Source organism: Paenibacillus sp. TAB_01, assembly GCF_043945595.1.
In the GTDB taxonomy this organism is placed as follows: Bacteria; Bacillota; Bacilli; order Paenibacillales; family NBRC-103111; genus Paenibacillus_S.
On record NZ_JBIFNP010000001.1, the window covers coordinates 3,419,775 to 3,441,984 of the forward strand.

Annotated in this window: 21 protein-coding genes, 1 pseudogene and 1 riboswitch; of the genes and pseudogenes, 4 read left to right on the plus strand and 18 right to left on the minus strand. The window is 52.2% G+C overall.

The window, feature by feature from the left end:
- Window positions 1-117: 117 nt before the first annotated feature.
- From ACHHV8_RS16470 to ACHHV8_RS16525, 12 genes and pseudogenes are all read right to left on the minus strand, one after another.
- Window positions 118-1,524, minus strand: a complete 1,407-nt coding sequence (locus ACHHV8_RS16470) for a hypothetical protein (protein ID WP_395159706.1) — start codon at window positions 1,522-1,524, stop codon at window positions 118-120.
- 65 nt (window positions 1,525-1,589) lie between these two features.
- Entirely contained in the window at window positions 1,590-1,889 is a 300-nt protein-coding gene (locus tag ACHHV8_RS16475; protein ID WP_395159708.1) for a hypothetical protein, read from the minus strand.
- Window positions 1,886-2,422, minus strand: a complete 537-nt coding sequence (locus ACHHV8_RS16480; protein WP_395159710.1) for a DUF6282 family protein — start codon at window positions 2,420-2,422, stop codon at window positions 1,886-1,888. Before ACHHV8_RS16480 ends, ACHHV8_RS16475 begins: the two co-directional genes overlap by 4 nt.
- A 39-nt stretch (window positions 2,423-2,461) precedes the next feature.
- Window positions 2,462-3,391, minus strand: coding sequence for a hypothetical protein (locus ACHHV8_RS16485; RefSeq protein WP_395159712.1), 930 nt, complete (start codon window positions 3,389-3,391; stop codon window positions 2,462-2,464).
- Between the two features lie 342 nt (window positions 3,392-3,733).
- On the minus strand, window positions 3,734-4,504 hold the full coding sequence (locus ACHHV8_RS16490) for a hypothetical protein (protein ID WP_395159714.1): 771 nt from the start codon (window positions 4,502-4,504) through the stop codon (window positions 3,734-3,736).
- A 26-nt stretch (window positions 4,505-4,530) separates the two neighbouring features.
- Window positions 4,531-6,081 (minus strand): extracellular solute-binding protein, encoded by a 1,551-nt coding sequence (locus ACHHV8_RS16495; protein ID WP_395159716.1) that lies wholly within the window; start codon window positions 6,079-6,081, stop codon window positions 4,531-4,533.
- Between the two features lie 222 nt (window positions 6,082-6,303).
- A complete protein-coding gene (locus ACHHV8_RS16500) occupies window positions 6,304-8,511 on the minus strand; it encodes a helix-turn-helix domain-containing protein (RefSeq protein WP_395159718.1) in 2,208 nt (735 codons plus the stop codon).
- A gap of 131 nt (window positions 8,512-8,642) precedes the next feature.
- Complete coding sequence (locus ACHHV8_RS16505) at window positions 8,643-9,521, minus strand: carbohydrate ABC transporter permease (protein WP_395159720.1); 879 nt, start codon at window positions 9,519-9,521, stop codon at window positions 8,643-8,645.
- A 2-nt stretch (window positions 9,522-9,523) separates the two neighbouring features.
- Window positions 9,524-10,459, minus strand: a complete 936-nt coding sequence (locus ACHHV8_RS16510) for an ABC transporter permease (protein WP_395163538.1) — start codon at window positions 10,457-10,459, stop codon at window positions 9,524-9,526.
- 426 nt (window positions 10,460-10,885) lie between these two features.
- Entirely contained in the window at window positions 10,886-11,026 is a 141-nt protein-coding gene (locus tag ACHHV8_RS16515; RefSeq protein WP_395159722.1) for a hypothetical protein, read from the minus strand.
- A 372-nt stretch (window positions 11,027-11,398) separates the two neighbouring features.
- A pseudogene (locus tag ACHHV8_RS16520) lies at window positions 11,399-12,678 on the minus strand (multidrug effflux MFS transporter).
- A 336-nt stretch (window positions 12,679-13,014) separates the two neighbouring features.
- Window positions 13,015-13,188 carry a hypothetical protein gene (locus tag ACHHV8_RS16525; RefSeq protein WP_395159724.1) on the minus strand — a complete coding sequence of 58 codons (174 nt, stop codon included), beginning with the start codon at window positions 13,186-13,188 and terminating at the stop codon, window positions 13,015-13,017.
- Window positions 13,189-13,399: 211 nt separating this feature from the next.
- A riboswitch (Fluoride riboswitch) is annotated at window positions 13,400-13,459 on the plus strand.
- Between the two features lie 83 nt (window positions 13,460-13,542).
- Here ACHHV8_RS16525 and ACHHV8_RS16530 point away from each other — a divergent pair.
- Window positions 13,543-14,880, plus strand: coding sequence for a voltage-gated chloride channel family protein (locus ACHHV8_RS16530; protein WP_395159726.1), 1,338 nt, complete (start codon window positions 13,543-13,545; stop codon window positions 14,878-14,880).
- A gap of 137 nt (window positions 14,881-15,017) precedes the next feature.
- Here ACHHV8_RS16530 and ACHHV8_RS16535 read toward each other — a convergent pair whose 3' ends face one another.
- The 5 genes from ACHHV8_RS16535 to ACHHV8_RS16555 all read right to left on the minus strand — a co-directional run bounded on the left by ACHHV8_RS16535 (window position 15,018) and on the right by ACHHV8_RS16555 (window position 19,840).
- Entirely contained in the window at window positions 15,018-15,725 is a 708-nt protein-coding gene (locus ACHHV8_RS16535; protein ID WP_395159728.1) for a DUF7002 family protein, read from the minus strand.
- Window positions 15,726-16,061: 336 nt separating this feature from the next.
- Entirely contained in the window at window positions 16,062-17,450 is a 1,389-nt protein-coding gene (locus ACHHV8_RS16540) for a M23 family metallopeptidase (RefSeq protein WP_395159730.1), read from the minus strand.
- Window positions 17,451-17,471: 21 nt separating this feature from the next.
- Window positions 17,472-18,290 carry an AIM24 family protein gene (locus ACHHV8_RS16545; protein ID WP_395159732.1) on the minus strand — a complete coding sequence of 273 codons (819 nt, stop codon included), beginning with the start codon at window positions 18,288-18,290 and terminating at the stop codon, window positions 17,472-17,474.
- 282 nt (window positions 18,291-18,572) lie between these two features.
- Entirely contained in the window at window positions 18,573-19,109 is a 537-nt protein-coding gene (locus tag ACHHV8_RS16550) for a glycoside hydrolase 5 family protein (RefSeq protein ID WP_395159734.1), read from the minus strand.
- A gap of 212 nt (window positions 19,110-19,321) precedes the next feature.
- Entirely contained in the window at window positions 19,322-19,840 is a 519-nt protein-coding gene (locus ACHHV8_RS16555; RefSeq protein WP_395159736.1) for a CcdC protein domain-containing protein, read from the minus strand.
- Between the two features lie 206 nt (window positions 19,841-20,046).
- Between ACHHV8_RS16555 and ACHHV8_RS16560 the strand changes: the two genes are divergently transcribed.
- The 3 genes from ACHHV8_RS16560 to ACHHV8_RS16570 are packed head-to-tail and all read left to right on the plus strand — an operon-like array spanning window position 20,047 to window position 21,896.
- Complete coding sequence (locus ACHHV8_RS16560; RefSeq protein ID WP_395159738.1) at window positions 20,047-20,889, plus strand: sensor histidine kinase; 843 nt, start codon at window positions 20,047-20,049, stop codon at window positions 20,887-20,889.
- Window positions 20,819-21,247 carry a sensor histidine kinase gene (locus ACHHV8_RS16565; protein ID WP_395159740.1) on the plus strand — a complete coding sequence of 143 codons (429 nt, stop codon included), beginning with the start codon at window positions 20,819-20,821 and terminating at the stop codon, window positions 21,245-21,247. The genes ACHHV8_RS16560 and ACHHV8_RS16565 overlap by 71 nt, the downstream gene beginning before the upstream one ends.
- Window positions 21,225-21,896 carry a response regulator gene (locus ACHHV8_RS16570; RefSeq protein ID WP_395159742.1) on the plus strand — a complete coding sequence of 224 codons (672 nt, stop codon included), beginning with the start codon at window positions 21,225-21,227 and terminating at the stop codon, window positions 21,894-21,896. Before ACHHV8_RS16565 ends, ACHHV8_RS16570 begins: the two co-directional genes overlap by 23 nt.
- Here the strand turns inward: ACHHV8_RS16570 and ACHHV8_RS16575 are convergent.
- A complete protein-coding gene (locus tag ACHHV8_RS16575) occupies window positions 21,893-22,207 on the minus strand; it encodes a metal-sulfur cluster assembly factor (protein ID WP_395159744.1) in 315 nt (104 codons plus the stop codon). The two genes, ACHHV8_RS16570 and ACHHV8_RS16575, sit on opposite strands and share 4 nt — an antisense overlap.
- Between the last annotated feature and the right edge of the window lie 3 nt (window positions 22,208-22,210).

Consider the following 22,210-nt stretch of genomic DNA (forward strand, 5'->3'; position numbering starts at 1 on the left):
GGCCTGACCCACAGCACAAAGGTTCGTTTCCGGCTATACAACGGTATCGATCCTCACGAAAATAACCGGCTGCTCTAGGCCGAGCAGCCGGTTACTTGGATGTCATAGCTTTCTAAATTATCGGTTCAAATCTTTCAGCGCACGGCCGACCGCTTGAATGTTCGCCATCCGCATCTCGGAATAATCGCGGGACAGCACGATGCCCCCCGCTCCCGCTTCGAACGCTTTGTGAACAGCTTTGTATACGGCGTCCGGTTTTGCCGGGAAGTTATCCGAATTCCATAAAATATCGAATCCGATGCCGGGATAGATCGGAACCTTGCCGCCAACGTCCGTGACCAGCCGCTTGGTCAGCCTGTACACATAGTCCTCGGTGAAGCCCGTCGTATCCATCTCATCCAGCTTAGGCTCCTTGTTCTTGTCCAGTCCCATTATATCGTAGAAGCCGGACAACAGGTTTTCCAGCGGAAGCTCCTGCAGGAACGATGAATGAACACTGTCCAGCAGCCATCTGCGCACCCGAGGGGCAGCGATATCGTGATAAGCGATCGGTTTGATAAAATCGCAGTAATTCGCCATTTCCGCATACTCGATCTCAGCCAGCTGGAACAAGTCGTACGTGCTCTGCTGATGATCGACGTGAATGCCGAACTGCGCGTCGGGCTTGATCGCCTTCACCGTGCCATAGAGCCGCTTGGTCTGCTCCTCCCTGGAAACGTAAGTATCGTATTCCCAAGCGAGAATTTCCGGATATTTCAGCAGAAGCCGCATCAGCGTGACGAACACGCCGTCGGTCGGGTTGACCGTTTTATTCTTCAATCCGGTGATGTACTCGTACAGCTTCCGGTAGCCCTCAATCGCCTTCTCCGGGTTGATTCCCTTGGTCCGGGCACGGGCGCAGCAGTGCTCGCAGAAGCAGCTCGGCACTTCGCCGTGCAGCAGGACACGCGAAAGCGGACCCGAGCGCTCAGAGCCGTATTGCAGGCCGTCCAGCAGCGGGTAGCTTTTGAACATATCCTCTACGGTAGAAAGCCAGAAATTGTTGTAATCCGGGTTATTGAAGCATGTATTCGGGTAAATGCGGCCGTACACGTCGATGGACATAATTTTCGGCCAATTATCGATGAAATCGACCGGCCGGCGCTGATGCGGCTCAAGAATACGGGCGTAGAGCTTCATCCCCCGCTCGCGAACCGGACCGGTCAAGTCCTCAAGCACATCGCGGTCCGCGTATAATTCCGTGGCCGGGTCCCTCTTATGCCTGAGAAACGTGCCGCCGAAATATTCCTCATGGTGGTTAATCCATACCTTGGTCGTGTTCCGGGTGCGCTCATCCGGCAATGGAACTCCATGATCCTGCGCCAAAGCCTTGAAGGAGCGGCCGTGCGCCCCATAGTAGGAATGGGTGGAGACGATGATCGTATTGACGCCCCCCTGCTCCTGAATAATATCCAGGCAGTGATCGACGCCTTCGTCATAAATGCTTTGCGGGCCTAGCTGAATGCCTACAAACCGGTCTGTCATAGTTGTTCCCCCTTGCTTTCAGAATATGAATCGTAAATCATGCGAACATAAAGCTCGCTCGCACTCTACTCCAAGTCCAGCAGCCGGGCCGGACTCGTTTTGGACATCCAGTCGATCGCCTCTGAGCTGATACCGTGATCGTATAAATATTGAACGTATTCGGCCAGCATCTCGCTCCAGGATGGCAGCTCAGGCTGTCCTCCATCCGTTGCCATAATCGTGGACTCATGCCCTAACTCCCGTATAGCGTGCAGATTGACGGCCAAATTCGTCTTAAACGTTCCCTTGCCCGCCGGCTGCGCATAGACGCGTTCAAACAAGACGCCGTACTGCTCTAGCAGCGAATGCTGCTGCTCCAGCGTCATGCCGACCGCATACGATTCGGGATGTGTGACGACGATTTTGCGGACCCCTGCTTCCGTGCTTCATCCACTACGACAACAATATCCTCAGGCGAAATATGGCCGGTGCCGAGGATCGCCTTGTGCTCCGCAACAAGCTTCAGCACATCCTTCAGCAGCGGAACCGGGCGGCCGTTCTCGACCGCTTCCACGCCTCCGCTCTTCCCCTCCAGCTGCCGGTGCCTGGTTGAATAAATCGTAGGCAGCCACACCGTCTTGGCCCCCAGCTGCAATGCCGCTTCCACCGCATGGGGATTAATGCCCCCGACCGAAGGGTTCAAGGTAACGCTGCCGAACAGCCGCACCTCGGGGTGCTTCTGTCCGACCAGCTTCGCCCTGTCCATGGTAGGCACCAAATGGGATTTAATGACAATGGCCCGCGCCCCCAGCTTGACCGCCTGCTCGGCTAGCTGAAAGTCGTCATGGGAACGCGGCTTGACATCCGGCGCCGAATGGACATGCATATCAATGATTCCATGCAGATCTACTTTATTCATCTCAGCGTCCGTCCTTTATTCCGCCCTATAGACGAATGATTAGGCAGGCTGCCCGTCGCGTCCCAGCTTCCCGATATCGAATCGGTCCTTCAGCTCTTCAACGCTCATATCTCCCTTGAAGAACTCGCTGGCGGCGAGCAGGTAACGGAAGCCTGTATGCAAAATGTGCGCATAGCTGCTGTGCGGCTCCGCCTCAAACGCCGAACGTACGGCATCTCCCTGCACGCCGGAGCCTTGGGTACGAAGATTCACGGCCAGCTGCAGCACCGGCTCTTCCTTGTCATAAAACTCCGCGTCTGTAATATAGCGGGCTACCTTGTCGGGAACCGGATTCAGAATCGCATCTCGGTACCGCTCAACCTCCAGGGTGAAGCGTTGTCTTTTCCGTTCAATGAAATCGAACCAGGCATCGATATCTCCGTTCACCGCTCCAGGGTGATGCATCGGCAGCAGAGAATTCTGAATCATCGTCCGGTTCAGTTCTCTTGTTGCCAGCACATCAAAACGTTCATGCTCGGGACCGCTGTCCATCAAATCTTCGAATACCGTTTTAGGATACAAGCCGTCTTCTTCCCGTGCATAATACAAATGATAGATGAAAGCGTCGTTATACACGCTGCATTCGGACGGCGAGTAGTCAATGTTCTCGGCATGCCGAAGCGTCGAGGCGTCAAAGGAGCTGAATACCGGCTTCATGCAGCGGTCGGCGGCACGGTGGCATAACCAGCCAAGCACGTAAGTCAGCTTGCGTTCCTGCGCTTCGTCGAATTTTCCCGCCCGGTACGCTTCTCTCAGCTCGCCCATCAGGGGAGCGGTAAATTTGTCCCCATAGCGGGTAACGCTGGCAAGCCGTGCCAAATTATAGTTGATTCGACCCGCTTTCTTGAATTCCGGACATATATCCGGCGAGACCTCCATGAAATTAAAGCAATCTTCCATTGAGGAAAAATGCGTAATATTCTCTGACATCGTTTCGAGCTCCTCTCCATTGATTAAACCGATTTAATTGCCGTTAGGCCACTGAAAAAGGCATCGCTCCGCGTACGGAACATTCTTCCGATCGCTGTTGTCCCTGGATTTCTTTGATTATATACCGCTTGCAGCGGTTGAAATCCAAGGACAAAGGCGAACGCATTCGCTTCTACAGAACGATTCCGCACGCTCCGCTAGTTTTTCAGTGGCCTCCCTGCGTCTGTGCTCCTTTTCACTGTAAGGCGGGTTTCTCGACAGCCTGACATACCTTGGTTACGTTGTAATCCGGAGACAAAACGAACGCTTACGCCTTTCAGAACGATTTCACCTGTTCCGTTATTATTTATTTACCGGGCTTTTAAAACTTGAACTGATTTCCAGTAATTGGTTGTATCCGTTTCGTACGATTTGACCGTACAGGTTCGCAGACGGCTCGTTCAAAGCCGAGCGAAGAGCCTGCTCCTCGACGGATCCGCCTTTTCTTAATTCAACCAGCAGTTGAAGCAGTCGTTCTTCATTGGAATAAAATGAAGCATCTTCGCTGCCGCCATCTACCAGCTCCGCCAAATCGGGACGTGCCGCCGCTTCCGCGAATGCTTCGACAGCCGGTCCGAAATCCCGGTCCCATTGACTGATCAACTCGATCCATTCATCGACAGAAGACGTATTGGCTACGAACGTATGCAGCTCAATCGTATTTCTTTGCCGCATTGCAGTAAACAAGGCGCGGATCGAGCCGGCTTTCGGAGGCGTTTCCCCCTTCGTCACATAATACAAGCGGTACAAGAAAGCATCCGCATACAGCGCTCTTTCCCCCAATGCGCTTAACGGCTTCAGCTCATCGATCCCCCGCCATGCAGCCAGACCGAGTCCGAGCGCCAGCTTGGCGGCAAGACGCTCATCCTCCGCTCCGTTCGTAAGAGCCGTACGGCTGTAGTCCAGCAAAGCCTGCTCGTTGTGCGATCCGGCTTCTGTCGCATCCCCCATGAGGAAAAAATGCGGCTCCTGGTCGATCGCGTCCTTAAGTACCTCACCGATTTCACCTGAAGCTTCCACAAGCTTCCGGATGTCGTTCAATGCTTCGATTTTGACAATAGATAGATTAAACAAGTCGCACTCCTCCTGATCTGCTCGGTTTATTTCGGCATTTTGGCATAAAGCTCGTTCATTTCTTGAATGACCTTATCTCCACCTGCCGATCTCCATTTTTTCATCTCATTGTCCCAGCCGGCTTCGTCAATTTCACCAATAATAAATTTAACGCGCGCATCCTCCAGAATCTGTTTCAGCTCCGTGCCGCGTTCCGTGAACGTTTTCGAAATCAGGTTAATCGCCGGATTGGTGATAACCTTGGAATTCATCTCCTGCTTCGCCGAGATCCAAGCCTGGTCGACAGGGTTGCGCTGGCCTTGGATCGCCGCCTGCAGGCTGTCCACGATTTGAAGCTCGTTGCGGCGGTTGTTCACGACCGCATTGTTGGCCGCTTGCTCCGGACTGACGACAGCTTTGCCATCTTTCAGCGTATAGTGCTTGCCTTCAATCCCCCATGTAAACATGGTCTGCATCTCAGGCGCCGACAATTTATCGAAAAATCCGAGAACCTTTTTCAGCTCCGCTTCATCCTTGATCGAGGATTTCGGGAAGAAGAAGTTGCCCGTGTAGCCGTTGGACATAAATACGCGCTCCGAGCCGTCCGAGCTCTGCATCTTCACGAACGTATCCCACTTCGCCTTCGGATCCGTCGTTCCGGCGGAGATGCCGATAATCATATCGGGATCGCCGATCCGTACGCCGGCCTGCCCTTTTTGCAGCAGCTCATGCGCCTGCGTCCGGCTCTGCAGCGTGAACTCTTTATTCATCAGCCCTTCTTTATACAGCTTTCTGAAGAACTTCAAAGCCTCCAGATATCCCGGATGGAACTGGGCCGGTGACAGCTTGCCGTCCTTCACTTCCCACTCGTTCGGGGCGCCGTATTGGGCGGCCACATAGCCGAATCCGCGCAGGGCGCTCTCATCGACGAGCCCGATCGTATCATTCTTACCGTTCTTGTCCGGATCGTTTAACGTAAACGCTTTAATTACGTTGTACAGCTCATCCATCGTCTTCGGCTGGCTCAGCCCCAGATTGTCCAGCCAATCCTTGCGGATGACGACACCGTCGCCGATCAGCGGACGCGAGCGGTACAGGCTGTACAATTTGCCGTCGATTTTCACGCCGTCAAGCACTTCAGGGTACAAATATTTTTTCAAGTTCGGGAATTGATCGATATACGGGCCGATTTCCCAGAATACGCCCGATCTTACCGCATTGATCAGTGTCGTGGACTTGTTCTCGAACACCAGCATCGCTTTCGGCATGTCACCTGAGGCGATAATCGCGTTGATCTTCTCATGGACATTCCCGCCGGGAATCCAGGTAATCTGCAGCTTCGTGTTGGTGAAATCTTCAATTTTCTTAACGAATTCATCATCATCGCCGGGCGGCTGGTTCTGGGTGAACTGATTGACCATCGTCATTGTAAATTTCTCCTGCGATGCTGCACTGCCGCTGCCGTTCGCTGCGCCACCTGTAGATGAAGCACTGTTGTCGCTCGAGCATGCGGCCAATACCGTGGAAAAAAATACAACGGCTGCCGTTGCTGCGACACCTTTCCTTACTGCCGTACGTTTTAATTTGTTTGCTGTCAAAGCTGAACCCCCCTGTCATCAATTTAGGTATGCGATTTTCGTACCGGGCGTTCAGCAGCATTCGTTATCGCCTCAGCCCGCTTTCCCGTCCGGCAACCCCTATTCTAGAGAGGGAGCGCTGAAACCGTCTATAATCACTTCAGCCCAACCATGCGGCTTTGCAGCGGATAATCATTACAGACCGCACAGTGATCTTCTCAGCCGCCCGCCGCTGCAGCAGCCTTATCCGGTGTAGCCTTTCATCACGGACTGGCTTCTCTGCTTCCTGTATTCGCCGGGCGTCATGCCTTCCATCTTGCGGAAGTAGCGAATAAAATTTTGCGAATTGTTGTAACGCAGCCGGTCGGCAATATCGGAAATTTTCATATCGGTCTCGAGCAAATATTCGCGCGCTTTCTGCAAACGGTATCGGGACAAGTAATCGCTGAAGTTCGTATCCAGCTCTTTGCGGAGTACCCGCTTCAAGTAACTCGGATGGACATCGAGCCGGTCTGCGCACAGCTCCAGGCTCAAATCGGTATCGTACTCCTCGCTGACGATCGTCGCGAGCTCTTCAGCTATTTTCACATACTTGATTTCCCTGCGGTTTCTCAGCAGCTCCAGAATCTGATTGATCACATCGTCAAGGAACCACTGCTTCAGTTCTTCGGACGTTCGGAAATTAAACAGCTGGGTAAAGATCGAGCTTTCATTTTCCAGCAAATACTTCGCATTAATCCGCATATCCTGCACAACCTTCAGCACATCGATCAGTACCCTGGCCAAATACACCTGCTGCTCCCGGTAGCTCACCTGCTGGGACAGCAGCCATTCCAGAAATTGCGTAAACTTCAATTCGACCGTCTCTTTGTCCCCTGCATTCAGCGCATTGATCAGTTCCATTTCAATATGCTTGGGAAAAGCGGGCAGCGTATAATCCTCCTCATCCGGCTGTACATCCATCAAGTAAAGAATCGATTCATCGCCGTATTTAATCCGGTAGCGCAAAGCCTCAAGCGCTTCCTCATAGGCTCTGGATGTATGTACGAGCTGATGGTACGGCTTGCTGATGCCGATGCTCACATGCACATTCAAATAGGCTTTCACGGTTTTCTGCACATGCTCGCATAACTGGTACATGTCCCGCTTGATCTGATCCTCGTCCGTATGGTCATGCTCAATGATGGCTGCCTGAAATTTATCGATCAGCACTGGTTGAAAGCGTTTTCCGGAAGAAATCAGCTCTTTCACAATATTGTTAATCGCGAACATTAACAAATCCCTATCTTTTTCTTGAAACCTGGTTTCATTCAGTGAATCAATTTGCGTAGTGAAGACGCTCAGCATCCGCCAATCCTCGGAAATATGGAACGTTTTGCATTTTTCGTGCGCCTCTTCCTGGCCCAGCTCTCCCCTGAACAGCTTCTGCAGGAAAAAGTCCTTTAATTGCACCAGCTGGACATTCAGCTGATCCTTCATAGAAAATTGGGAGGAGCGCATGCTCAGGAATTGATTGCGGATCTGCTCCAGCTCATCCCCGGCTTCATTCGGTACGGACTCCGCCGCATACTCGTAGATTTGGGCGATTGGCCGGTACATTTTTCGCGAACCGAGCAGCGCCAGCACAATAATCAACAGCAGCATGACCGTCCCGATCACCAGAGCTATCGTGCCGATATCCCGCGAGTCTTTCGTAATTTGCGTAAACGGAGCAACGGAGACGTAGGTCCAATTATTGTAGGAAGACCGGATATAAGTAAAGCCAACCTCTTGCCCGTCCACATTCAATGTGTTGAAGCCGTTATTGCTCGTTTGCTGCTTCAGATTATTAATCACCGCATCGCCGGACAAGGACTGTCCGATCATTTCGGCATTCGAATGGGCGATCACGCGGTCCTGATTGTCGGTAATCATGAAGTTGCCCAGCTTGTCGCTGTTCACAATCATCGTATTGAGCGCCTTGGTAGGAAATACAACAACAGCCAAGCCGGTTGGCTGCGAGGAATATTGAGGAATTTTTTGGACCAGAAGCAGGCTGTCGCCGTCCTTTTGATTCCGGTTGAAGCCTGTGCTCGGCAGCATGCCTTGATTCAGTATCCATGCCGAAGGAGTATGGAGGGATTGAAGAAGCTTGTTATATTTGAACTCGTCGTCCAGCTGGTCCAAATGACAGGTCCCCTCGCCGTCAATCACCCAATCCTTCTCCAAATTGATCAGGTACACCCGTTTAATGCCATACTCGTAAAAGCTCATCGAGGAGATAGTCCGGTTCATCTTCGTAAACAAGGGAAACAGGCTCGGCTCCACAGACGAATTCATCGCATTCAGCAGCTCCGTGGAATTCACGTAATTTAGCATGGTGGATTCGACCGATTTCAGAATCTGCTCCGTGTGGCTTTGCGACTGCGAAAGCAGCAGCCTGTTGCTCTCCAGCACTTTATCCTGAATCATAGACGAAGCCTTCTGATATGAAAAAAATCCTTGAATGATAAGCGGTATCATCGCAAGGAGTAAGCTGAACGCAAGCAGCTTAAAAAAATACGTTTTTCTCTTTTTCACTCTAATTCCTCCGTCCTCAAGTATTACCCCTTAACGGAACCAAGCAGCGCGCCTTTGGCGAAGTGCTTCTGCAAAAACGGATAGACGAACAGGATCGGAAGCGTACTGACGACGATAACGGCCATTTTTACAATTTGAGCCGGAGGCGCCGTATTCGTGTCGTTGTACTGAGCATCCCCGAATCCGCCTTCGGAAACGATTACAATTTGTCTTAACCATACCTGCACCGGCCACAGCTTCGAATCATTGATATAAAGCACCGCCTGGATGTAGGTGTTCCAATGGGTAACGGAATAGAATAGAGCGAAAGTCGCCATTGCCGGTAACGAAAGAGGTAATACGATTTTAAATAAAATACCGAGGTCATTGCAACCGTCAATTTTTGCAGCTTCCTCTAATTCACCGGGCAAATTCTGAAAAAAGTTTTTAAGAATGATCAAATTGAACGGGCTGATCAGGGCAGGAATCATGAGCGACCACAGCGAATTCAGCATCCCCATCTCTTTGACGACCAGATAGGTCGGGATCATGCCGCCGTTGAACAGCATCGTGAACAGAACGACCAGCATCAAAAATTGTCTGCCGTCCAAATCACGTCTCGCCAGCGAGAACGCCATGAACGAAGTGAATACGAGATTGAGAATCGTTCCGACGACGGTAACATAGATCGATACGCCGATACTGCGGATGATCAGATTGTTGCTGAATATATATTTGTAGCCTTCCAGCGAAAATTTGGTCGGGAACAGCACGAACGCCTTGTTCAGCAGCTCCTCCTTGGCCGTAAACGATGCCGCGATAATATAAATGAAAGGAATGATGGCGACAACCGCAATCAACAATAAGATGAAAATGTTCGCCGCGTTGAAAATACGGTTTCCCCAGCTTTTATCCTCCAGCATAATTAATAAACCCCTTCCTCACCGAATTTTTTAGCCAGCGTGTTCGCCAGGAGGACAAGCACCAAACCGACGACAGACTTGAACAAGCCTACCGCTGCGCTGTAACTGAACTGCCCCTGCCGGATCCCTGTCATGTACACGTAGGTATCATAAACCTCGCCGACCTCGCGGTTCGCCGCGTTCACCATCAGGAAGATTTGCTCGAAGCTGGTGTCGAGGAACTGCCCCAGACGCAGGATGAACAATATAATAATCGTGCTTCGGATGCCTGGCAGCGTAATATGCCACATTTGCTTCCAGCGGCCCGCTCCGTCCAGCTTCGCGGATTCATACAAGCTGACGTCCACACTGGCCAGCGCCGCCAAAAAGATAATCGTCCCCCATCCGGTTTCCTTCCAGATGACTTCGGCGGTAACCATGACCGGAAACCACGATTTGCTCAGTAAAAAGTTGATTTTCTCGAAGCCGAGCTGTGCGGCTATTTGATTGACCACACCTTCCTCGGTGCTGAAGAAAATGTACACGACACCGACGACAACCACCCACGATACAAAGTGGGGCACATAAATCAGCGTCTGCAAAAACCGCTTGTACACCTCGTTGCGCAGCTCGTTGAGCATCAAGGCGATGACGATCGGCAGCGGGAAAAAGAATACGATATTCAGCACCGCCAGGAATGAAGTGTTTCTCAGCAGAAGCCAAAACTTCTCATCGGTAAAAAATCGTTCGAAATGCTCAAAGCCTACCCAATCGCTTCCGCTGATTCCGAGAAAGGGCTGGTAGTTCTGAAACGCGATCACGATCCCCCACATCGGCAAATATTTGAACAATAAGAAATAAATCAGTCCGGGCAGCAGCAGAATGTACAGCCACCTGTTCTTTAATATCCTGCTTAATCGCTCGGATTTGACCTTGCTGCGTGAACTGCCTGAAGTGATGGTCTGATTCGTATTGCCCGATACTAGTGTCTTTCTCAACCTGCACGCCTCCCCAATTTCTCTTAGTGACTTGCCTCCAGCATAGGCTCCGCTGAAGGGTTCAGTCTATAATCAATTCGGCCCCGGCGCCTTATCCGCCCATAATCCGCGCGGCTGATTTATAATCATTAGGGATCATCGGCTTAAAACCCTTGATATAGCACGATTTTGCAGCAGCGGAAGCAATAAAATAACCCCACAAAGTGGGGCTTATGCTTCGAACCGGACTCAGGTACTTTGCGGGGGCCCCGAAAACATATAAATTCATGTTAAAAAAGACAGCCTAAGTCAGTTTAGGCTGTCTTCATCACGGTATCATCGCCGTCTCGTCACGGTACTCTGCGGCCTGTTGGTGCAGTCGGCGCTTCTGTGTTTCTCGGCTACATGTTATTTATGACGGGGTGAATCGTCGCTTTCGCGAGGACTGTTCTGTGCAGGCTGAACCTCATGGTTCTTCAATACTTGATCCGCATAATTCGGATTGGTATTATATTTGTTTCCTTCATTCTTCTTCATTCCTTTAGGCATCCTCTTCACCTCCATCCCTCAAGATAGACTGCAAAGCCTATGCTCTGCAGGAAAAAGACTTCCCGTCCTTTCCCCACATTAGGATGGTACATGTCACCAGGAATCATACATATCCGGTAGAGGCGAAGCTGCCTGCAGCGAGGGACGCTGAAAAAGTCATCGCTGCGAGCGAGGCCACTGAAAAAGGCATCGCTCCGAGTAAGAAACATTCTTCCGATCGCTGTTGTCCCTGGATTTCTTGGATTATATCCCGCTTGTAGCGGTTGAAATCCAAGGACAAAGGCGAACGCTTGCGCTTCTGCAAAACGATTCCGTACTCTCCGCTCGTTTTTCAGCGGCCTTTTGCGAGTACGGATCGTTCTTTTTCCAGGCCTAGGCTTCGGAAGTCCGTTTGCCTTGCTCCGCACCGCTTACCGTGCCGTTCGCGAGTGCCCGGTGCTGTCTGCGTATCAAGAAAATATAGCACAGCACGGAGCTGACAGAGGTTACCGCGATGAGTATCCCCAGCGGGATCGCCGTACCGCCTCCCCCGATTCCGGCCAATGGCGACGTAACGGCCCCGAACAGCAGCGACAATACGCCGAGCAGCGCCGCTGCGCTCCCCGCCGTCTTCGCCTGGTTCTGCAGAGCGAGCGAAGAACTGGTCGGGCCTACGACCCCTACGCTTGCGACGATGAGAAAGAATGCCGGCCATACGCCCGCCATGCCAACGCCCGCCAGCAGCATAACGAGCAGAAGGATGCCGCCGGAGGCTGCAATGATATAGCCGCTCACCAGCAGCTTGATCTCGGGCACTCTGCCGACCAGCCGCCCGACAACCTGCGAAGCGATAACGAACCCAAGGCCGTTCACCGCAAAAACAAAGCTGTACATCTGCGGCGAGACGCCGAATACATTTTGCAGTACAAACGACGAACCTGATAAATATGCGAAGAGCGCCGCGGTAACAAACCCGGACGAGAGCGCGTAGCCCATAAATACCCGGTCCCGGAAAAGCGTTCCGAACGTAGACAACGTCGCACCCATGCCGGCCTTCGACCGGCGGTCGCACAGGCAGCGTCTCGCGCAGTCCGAGCAGAACTGCAAAGAACATCACGATGCCGACCAGACACAGGACGACAAACACGCCGCGCCAGGAAGTAAAGCGGAGCAGCTGGCCGCCAACGATAGGAGCGATAATCGGGCCGGCCCCGTTAACAATCATTAGCAGCGTAAGGAATTTGGTCAAAGCCGTGCCTGAGAATAAATCCCGCACCACGGCTCTGGAAACGACCATGCCGGCCGCGCCGGAAAAGCCTTGAAGCGCGCGGAGCCCGATGAGCCACCAAATATTCGGGCTGAATGCGCATAGCAGCGAGCACAGCGCATACACGGCCAAGCCGAGCAGCATCGGAAGCCTTCTTCCCCGAACGTCGCTGATCGGAACTGGCCAATAATTGCCCTAAGATAAGACCGAGTAAATACAAGGTTAAGCTCAGCTGGACATTGGACTCCGTTGTGTGAAACTCGGCGACCACGGCGGGAAGCGCCGGTAAGTACATATCGATGGTCAGCGGTCCCATCATGGCGAGTGAGCCCAGTATAGCTACTAATACAGCTTTGGATGGTGCAGGTTTCGATGCGCCCAGCTGCCGGGCTTCTTCATTGCTCATTATGATATTTTCTCCTTTTCTGGCTGTGAACTTTATAGAAAGCTCCTGTTTATTTCAATGTCTCAACAGTACCATAGATTGCGGCATCGAAGAAGACCTGTATGCAATTTTCTATCGCATCCCGGTAGGTGAACATGCCAACAAGAGCTGCGGAAGCAGCTCCTTATCCGTTATCAGGACATGTTTATAGAGCGATCAGCTTAAGGGATTCGAAGGCCCATGCGGTCGGCGCACGCGCACCTATGAAGTCATAGAATGACTCCGTCTTGCCTGCCCGCATCGAGTCTTCCCCAATTGTTACCATTGATGGGCTTATACGTCGTGGCCAAAGCCTTTTCAATTCCATCCTTTAGCCGTAACCGATTTCTTCGCGCTTGTGAAAAACCTGCCGAGCACACCCAATTCTTTTTTTTGCTTAAGCGTATGCTTGACCCCTTCCATCAACAGCTTGGACCTCAATTCGTCTCTCCGGTTCAATGTGTGCAGCCTCTCGATAAAATGCTTGTCCATCTGAATTCCCTCCCAATGGGTTAGTAAATAGAGAAGCAAAACCTCGGACTCCGACCTGTTTTTATTATAATCCCGCGCAGATTAAATGTTTGTCACATTGTAGATAAGAATTACACTTGTTTTGTCGACAATTCGGACGATAAGCAGAAAGCGGATACGGCCGTTTTATTTACTTGACCATCATGACGATTTGTATTATTATAAAAGAAATTGTGAACAGGGCGATGGAGTTCGCCATAACCGCCTTAGGGCTAATGACTCCTACCAGTGCAGCTTTGCTGTATACACTGGTAGGAGTCTATTTTTTTGCCCGCATCACATGAAAAAACCAGACGACAGGAGAGAATGTCAACGATGCTTCAATGGAAAAGAGCCGCTTTATGGGGCGAGAAAGTGCTTCACATGGCTTTGCTGGGCTTTTTGCTCAAGTGGATTATTTACGGGGGGCTTGTCGGGATCTTGTCGGGATCGGCTTCCGCGTTATTTTTGACGGGGCTCGATTTTGCAGGCGAACAACGGATGGACTCCCCCTGGCTGCTTTATTTATTGCCTTTGGGCGGAGCGTTGGTCAGCTTCTTGTATTTGAAGTACGGCAAAAATGCGGGCAAGGGAAACAATCTGATTATCGAGCAGATTCAACAGGGGCAGGAAACGGCCCCTCTGCGCATGGCGCCGCTCGTCTTGTTCGGCACCTTCATAACCCACTTGTTCGGCGGGTCGGCTGGCCGGGAAGGCACTGCAGTCCAGATGGGCGGCAGCTTTGCCGAAGGCATCGGGCGGCTGCTCAAGGTCGATGAAGTCGACCGCAAGATACTGCTCATGTGCGGAATCAGCAGCGGCTTCGGATCGGTCTTCGGTACGCCGCTGGCCGGAACTATTTTCGGAATGGAAGTCATCGCCTTGGGGATGATGCGTTATCAAGCCCTGATTCCCTGCTTTATAGCTAGTTTAATAGGCAACGTAGTCACAACAGCTTGGGGCATCCATCATATCCATTACTCGATCGGCACGGTGCCTGCTCTCTCCGCCTCCGTCGTAGGAAAAGTCGTCCTCGCCTCCGTCGTATTCGGACTCGCCAGCATTTTATTTAGCGAGCTGACCCATTGGCTAAAAAAAATGTATACGAGATTGTTCAGCAATCCCATGCTGAAAAGCTTTATCGGCGGCTTGGTTATTATTGCGCTTGTCTTTATCTTCGGTACGAGAGATTACTTGGGATTGAGTATCCCTCTGCTGCAAGAGGCATTCGAGCATCCTGTCGATCCGCTCGCTTTTCTATGGAAAACGCTCTTTACCGCGCTTACTCTCGGGGCCGGGTATCAGGGCGGTGAAGTGACCCCGCTCTTCGTTATCGGAGGCACGCTCGGCAACTCGCTCGCAGGACTGCTTCACCTGTCGGCCCCTTTTCTTGCCGCTTTGGGCTTAATCGGCGTATTCAGCGGAGCGACGAATACCCCTATCGCTTGCTTCGTAATGGGGATTGAATTGTTCGGCTCCGAAGGCATGATCTATTTCTTTATAGCCTGCGCAATCAGTTATTTGTTCTCGGGTCATACGGGGATCTATACTTCGCAGCAAATCGGGGTATCGAAGTCCAAGCTGCATCCGGTTCCCGAACAGTCGACCTTGGCCTCCATCAGGCTGTTGCCTAAGACGAAGCCGGCCAAAAGCAAGGAGCTGCAGCAGCAGTAAGAGTAACGGCAGAGTCTCGCTCATCGAAAGAACATGTACAAGCTGCAGCAGTAATGATCGTTGAAATCCTTGGTCATTGGGTCCCGGTTCTGCAGATGCACTAATACGGGCCGTTGAATCCCTACCCTGCAGATACATTAATCCCGTCCGCCGGTTTCCAGATCCCGCAGCTCAGATAAAGCCCGAGCCTTGTCCCTCCAGCATAACGGGGCAGCCTCGCGGCGATCGATCCAAATGGTTTGCAGTAGCCGGGTGATGCCAGTTACCTGGTCTTCCACCAGCACCTCATGGATTTCCGATACCTTGGCGGGTACTGTATGGTTCGATACTTGCTTGAACCGGTCTAGGGGCAGGAACATATCCGGACTTTTTTTGTAAGTACAAGCTGCTGGGAAACGGGGCGAACTGCCCGAATCGTATTTGGACAGCTTCACTGCGGCGCGATGCCCGGACAACAGAGCGTACGCATTCATTTCCAGCACCGCGAAGCTTTCATCGGGCTCTCTGCGCGCATAGGTTTCCATCATTTTTCGGCAATCCCTTAAGGTCGGCCATAAAAACACGTGCCGGTTCAAATAAGCGCGAAATTGCTCCTGCGTGGTGGACATGTCGATGACGATATCCGCGATTTTCAAATGAGCGTTTAATGTAATCGGGTAAGCTTCGTATTGTACCTCCACAGCCTGGGGTCGGCGCTCGCCCGACGCGGCCTCCCGGTTGATCCGGTAGCTGGACAATAGAGCGTCAAGATGAGCCATCGCCGGTAAATTTCGAACCCTCGTAAAATGAAACAATGACTTTCTGCCCTTCGGTTTCGTTATGGCAGACACGATCTCGTCACTCATAATTCAACTCCTTAACCTAAATAAACAGAGAGTCAGGATGAACATCCGCTCTCTGTTTTTGCATTGTGGATATAAAATTAAGACGAGATCGCATTAAGACCTCCAGGTCGTCCGGCACTTTCGCCTCGCCTTTGTCCGCGCCAAGGCAGACAAAACTTTCGCTTCTATCATTATGGACCGGACGGTGCCAGCCTATCCTTTGTCTAATAAAATGTTTACCATTTATGTTATGCGCTCGCACCTGCGTATCCCTCATGGGCCATCTTAGAGCTCGTCCGATCGCTGCGTCCCAAGTCGTGCCTGGGATTCTCGTACGTCGCGGCGCTCGCAGTTTCTTTACTTATCCGTCCATTGGAACGGCGTCGTATTGAAAAACCGGTGCGGGTTGGCCGGCACATTATGCACCCAGAACGTAAAATGCAGATGCGGCCCCGTGGAAAATCCCGTCGTTCCGACCAGGCCGATAATATCGCCGCGCTTCACTGCATCACCCGTTTTCACGCGCAGCTCGGAAAGATGGGCATATTGTGAAAATAATCCCATACCATGGTCAATATAAATGGAATTGCCCGTCAAGTACAGGCTGTCCGCCAAAGCGACGACGCCGTCATTGGCGGCCTTGATCGGAGTTCCTTGTTTGGCTGCCAGATCCAGCGCCAAATGCGAGCCGCTCAGCTTGCCGTTGACGTACCGCATATGACCGTACGGCGTCGTCAGCGTTCCCTCAATCGGTTGCAGGAACGCAGCATTGTACAAAAATTCAGGCTGCGACCGGCTCCTAGCCTTATCAATCTTCGCTTGATCGGCATCGATACGCTTCGTATCCTGCCTCATACTATCCAGCTCCTCCGTGACTTGGAGGTACTGCTTAGGAAAATTTTGCGCCGTCACCTTAAGCACCTGGTCGCCGATCGGATAGTCTCCCGGCTTAACGCCGGTAGCTACGGGCAGATAGGTATAATAGCCGGTGCCGGCAGGCTGCAGCTGATACGTCTTCCCCTGCCACTCCACCGAGCCCGGCTGACTGCGGCGCACAAGCACCGCATCGCCTTGGCTTACGGTTTTCGGCATCAAATGCCATTCGGATCGGAACGCCTCCATCGCCTGTTCCGCTGAAGCGTACCGGGCCGCTTCCGCTCGTCTTTGCTGGATCAGCTGCTTCTCCTGCCGCACGGCCTCCTTCACCGTTTCGGCCGCCTCCGCCAGCCAAGTGACTCCCCCGTCAGTCGTCATCCAAAGCTGGCTGCCCGCCTCGCCATCATCCTGAACGAGCGCCCAGCCGAGCCGGTCGGTAATGAATTGGAACTGTTTAACGGGGTACGCCCGGGACTGGATTTGTATTTCGGAGATGACCTTCGCCTCCTGCAGCATTCGAAAGTCCGGTTCCTCCGTTACGGGCTGTTCCAATGCCGGAGGCGACTCGGCGGGCGACCAGGTCGCGCCTCCGTCTGCCGTTGTCATCAGACCGTCCTCGTAACGGATCCAGCCGCGCTCGAAATCCGTCATCGCAAATTCAAGCGCTTTTCTAAATTTCGGAGCCGGCGGCGGCTGCATTTCAGCCACAGACTGCGGGGCCGGATGCAAGGAAGCAGGCCAGCCTTTCCATAGGCCATACCCGGTCCCTACACAGAACGCTGCCGCAACAATACCGGACAGCACCCATTTGGAGCGTACGCCCGTTTTATTCGCCTTCCTCCCCGTACTACGCTTCCGTGATTGTATCATGCCCTTCCTCCGATAAGCTTGCTAAGTCGTTTTAGTATTGGACGAGCCGCCGGCTTTGATCAAGCTGCCCAATCGGTGCGCTTTTAGCTGCTCGTAGACCGATTGAGTCGGCGCCACCCATACCTCTCCGGTCCCGGTAAAGGTCTGCAAAAGCCCCTCACCGCTCGTTAAGGAGCCGAAGATCGACTTGCTGGATTTTTCCACGGTATATTGAATATTGCCTCTGCGCAGCAGCGCGAAATTCCCATCCACCTGCAGCTTTTCTTTGTTGAGCTGGATTTTGGTGATCTCATCGTCCGGAACCGGACTGGACAACACGCATAGGCCGCTGCCTGCAAGCTTGGTTTGAAATAAACCCTCGCCTCCGGCGATCGCCGAAGATAAGTTTTTCATCCGCTCCACACCGACCGAAATCGTGGATTCGCATGCGTAGAACATGCCTTTGTCGGCAACCAGCTGCTCATTCTTCAGGTCCAGCAGCAGATAGTGGCCGAAGCTAGGCTCCAGATAAATCTCTCCGCTGCCGCTGTAAACCGGCTTGAACATCGATTCCCCCGTCAAACTGCTGGAGATAAATTTTTTGAGCATGCCTCCGACGCCGCCGGCATTATTCTGTACATCGATATGCCCTTTCATAAAATGGAGCGCCCCCGACTCCAGAAGCACGCTGCTGTTGTTAAGCGTCACCTTCACTTGTTTCAAGCGGCTGCCGCTCTGCTGCAGAAAATAAAGAATTTCCGAGCTGCCGATATCGTCGCTGCCCGCCAGCTGCTCATAGCCCAGCACCTCGATTCGGGTGCGTTCGGTTTCCTTGCTCAACAGCACTTGAGTTTTACTCATCTGCCTTTCCCCTCTCCTGTTTCCTGTTCTATTGCCGCCCTTCATTCCTCCACGGCAAAAATCGAATCGATAATGATTGAAATTCCCCCTATGTATACAAAATGAAGAAATTGGTAAAAGTATACCCTTGCTCCTAAGAGCGGGTCAATACCTTTTTCCCCGCTCCGCCGAGCTTGCCGCCAAGCGCTTTTGCCACCGAATGCAAATGAGCAGACTGCCGAAGCAGTTCTGCTCAAAAGTATAACGTCTTCTTTTATCGCTTGCTGTCTGCCTGCGGCTTCTTCATTTCCTTGCAGTAAGTTCGGGAAGATCGGATCTCATCTGTTCAAAGAACGGAGCGATCGTATCGCTCGCCTTGTTCTCGCTGTCCGTCCACGCCCACGGCATATAGCCTGCATATCCGTGCTTATATACGCCTTCCGCCAAGGCTTTGTGATTCTTCGGCAGCGTTGAACCGCTGTACTGAACGGAAGGGTCCGACATGACCTCTCCTATAAAGACCGGCTTATCCAAACCGAGCGATGACACATCCGTCCGGGAAGGGTCGAAATGCGCCGTATACCAGTCATACCAATGCACATCGTAAAAATCGAGTCCGAGTCCCTTCCAGAAAGTATATTGATTCCCGCTCCATTTGGCGGAAGCGCTGCCTGTGCTCACCGGCTGCTTGGCTCCTAATGCATGAATCTGCGCAGCGTTATTTTGAACGAAGCTCCGCAATTGATCCAGAGAAAACACCCGGCGTGCATCATGCTTAGGATCTCCGCCGTCCTCCGCACGAATGATCCATTCCGGCTCGTTGATGATATCCCATCCCATGACCCCTTCATGGTCTTTTAGAGCTTCTATGATCGGTTTGACCGCATTCTCCATATAAGAAGCTTGAACGGCGGGGTTATCGATAATGTCGTCATTCGGAACCCCCTCAACCTCTGTAACCGGCTTTCATCAGCCATATGCTCCCAAATAGTTTACCATATTTAGGATATTTAGGATATTTAGGCCTAGATTTTGAAGGTGAGCGCAGTCCATCACGCTCTTAACTCTTGTCTGCGCAGTAAAATAACGTTATAGGAGACATAATAAGCAAACATAATGAGCATAAGCCCTGAAGTCCAGCCTCCTGTCATATCTTGAAGCCGATCCGACAGCGAAAGTCCCTGAGAAGTCGCCGGCAATTGAGTCTGGGCATAGACATCATAAACCCGGTAAATGAGCCGGCCGAGAAAAAGAACGGTCACGATGCCGCCTACCCATACATTAGAGCGATAAAACCAATGCCCGTTACGCTGCTCGAAGCGCGTCGTCGCTGCGCTGAAATAGGCGAGAACGCAGCCTGCCGCAATGCCGATCAGATTGGATAACAAGCTCGTTATATGGAACAAGCCTTCCGCGAAGAAGATCAAGCCCACTATGGATAAAATAACCGTATAGGTGCCGAGCTTTCCGGTATGCAGCTGCTGCCAGCCTATCGTACGGCGAACCCGCATCGAGATTCGGTAGACGATGAAGATACCTAATAAAACAAAGATGATGGCTTGTAAATGCATGATTGTTGACCTCCTTGAGATGAATAAGCTCATGCACCTATGGTACCTTGTTCGCACGGTTCGGACGACCAACGGCGGTTAGAACTTAACACCGGTGCGTCTCTATCTGCAGATAGAAATTGAGCGCTCGGGCAGCGAAACGGATTGTAATTTTTCCCTGGACAAGGCACAATGAAGTGGCGTACATGGATCGGGAGGGATCGGGAATGACTTACTCCTTGTATGGAAAGCCGGCTGCCGGCTCTGCGGCGCTGTTTTTTGTGATGAATTTCAATCATTTATTTCAAGGTCCGCCTCTGCAGGCTGGACTGAACCTGCTCCTGTGGGTCACCTTCACCGTATTTCTGTTTTTGCCGAGGCCGCGATGGACAAAAGTCCGGATCGTTCTGGCGCTATGCCTGCTCGGCATCGAAATCGCCGCCGGCGTTATTTTATACCACGAAATGAAGCTCTTATATTTCATGGCTATCTTCCTGTTTGCCGCGGCAATCCGCATGTATGTGTCCAAAATGCAAGCGCCGGCAATGGCAGTAGTGCTTATAACCGCAGCCTTGTATGCCCGTTTCGGCCGGCAGGATGTATTTACACTTCTTTCTTTCGTTGTTTTTGCGGCCGTCCTTTATTTCTATATAAGAAGCCGGATTCAAAGAAATGAAATATACGAGCAGAACAAAAGACATTTGGCGGAGCTGCAGGATGCTTACGACCAGCTGCAGCAGGCGTCGGCCACTGCCATGCAGTATGCGGTTCTGGAGGAAAGAACCCGGATAGCCAGAGACATTCACGACGCCGTCGGGCACAGCCTGACCTCGCTGATCGTTCAAATGCAGGCCTTGCGTTTTATGGTAAAAAAAGATCCTGAACCAGGCCGAGCAATCGTTAAAAGGAATGCTCGCCGTCGCCCGGCAGGGACTGCAGGATATTCGGACTTCTGTTCATGCGCTGGCCGATCAGCGCTCCGCTCCGGGAATGACCGTCTTGACATCGCTGCTGAACCGTATGAAGGATGCCTCCGGCATCGGATATACACTGAATGCGGACATCGATGACGACGAGTTGAGCGCGGAAGGATTCGAGCTGTTTTATCGGGTGCTGCAGGAAGCGGTCACCAATGTGATCCGGCATTCCGGCGCAACGCATGTGAAGGTGAGCCTGCATAAGGAAGAAGACCGTCTGGTGATGCGGATTCGGGATAACGGAGCTGCGAGCAGTATCGATGCAATCGAGGAAGGCTTCGGGTTACAAGTTATGAAGTCGAGATTGTCCGAGCGGGGCGGAAAGCTTTCGCTTGCCATTGCCCATCCTAGCGGGCTGGAAATCCAGGCGTTTATCCCTTGCACCGGACAGGATAAGAAGGAGCCTGAACAAGAGAAGGAGGATTGTTATGCAGAGACAGGAAGCCATTAAGGTCATGCTTGTGGATGACCAGACGATGATCAGGCAGGGCTTCGGCTATGTCATCGGCCTGCAGGACGACATGCAGCTTGTCGGCGAAGCCTCGGATGGGCAAGAAGCCGCAGCCTTGACCGCGGAGCTTCGCCCGGATGTCATTCTGATGGATATCCAGATGCCGCGTATGTCGGGAATCGAAGCCACGCAAGCGATCATGGAGCAATGGCCCGAAACGAAGATCGTCATTTTAACTACTTTTGACGATCAGGATTATATATATGAGGGCATCCGGGCCGGAGCGGTCGGCTATCTGCTGAAGGACGCAGAGGTAGAGTCCATGCTGGAAACGGTCCGCTCCGCCTTCCGGGGAGAAGCCGTGTACAAGTCAAAGCTGGCCGCGAATGCGCTCCTCAGGATGGCGTCCTCCGGTACGGCGCTGCCTGCAAGCGAGAAGAAATCTCCCCTGCCGGAGCCTCTGACCGAACGCGAGCAGCAAATTTTGCAGGAGATGGCCTACGGACTCCGTAATGAACAAATCGCGCAGAAGCTGTTCATTACGGAAGGGACGGTTAAATCCCATGTGCATCGCATTCTGCAGAAATTCGGCTGCGAGGATCGTACACAGGCAGTGGTCATCGCGCTCCGCAGCGGGATGGTGGATTAGACCAGCGTTTGATTCGCACGGATTTGCTCTCTGGCATGATCGTTCATTTTGGCCGGCGTCCATTTCGGCTCCCAGACCAGCTGAACTTCGACTTTCCGCACGCCGTGAACGGAAGCGGCGGCTTTTTTGACATCGGAAATGATGGTGTCGGCCAGAGGACATTCCGGGATCGTCAAGGTCATTTCTATGGTTGCCGTGTCCTCTTCACTTATGGTCACGTTATAAACGAGTCCCAGGTCAACTATATTGACACCGACCTCAGGGTCGATAACCTCTTCCAATGCCGATAAAATTTGATCTTCCTTCGTCATAAG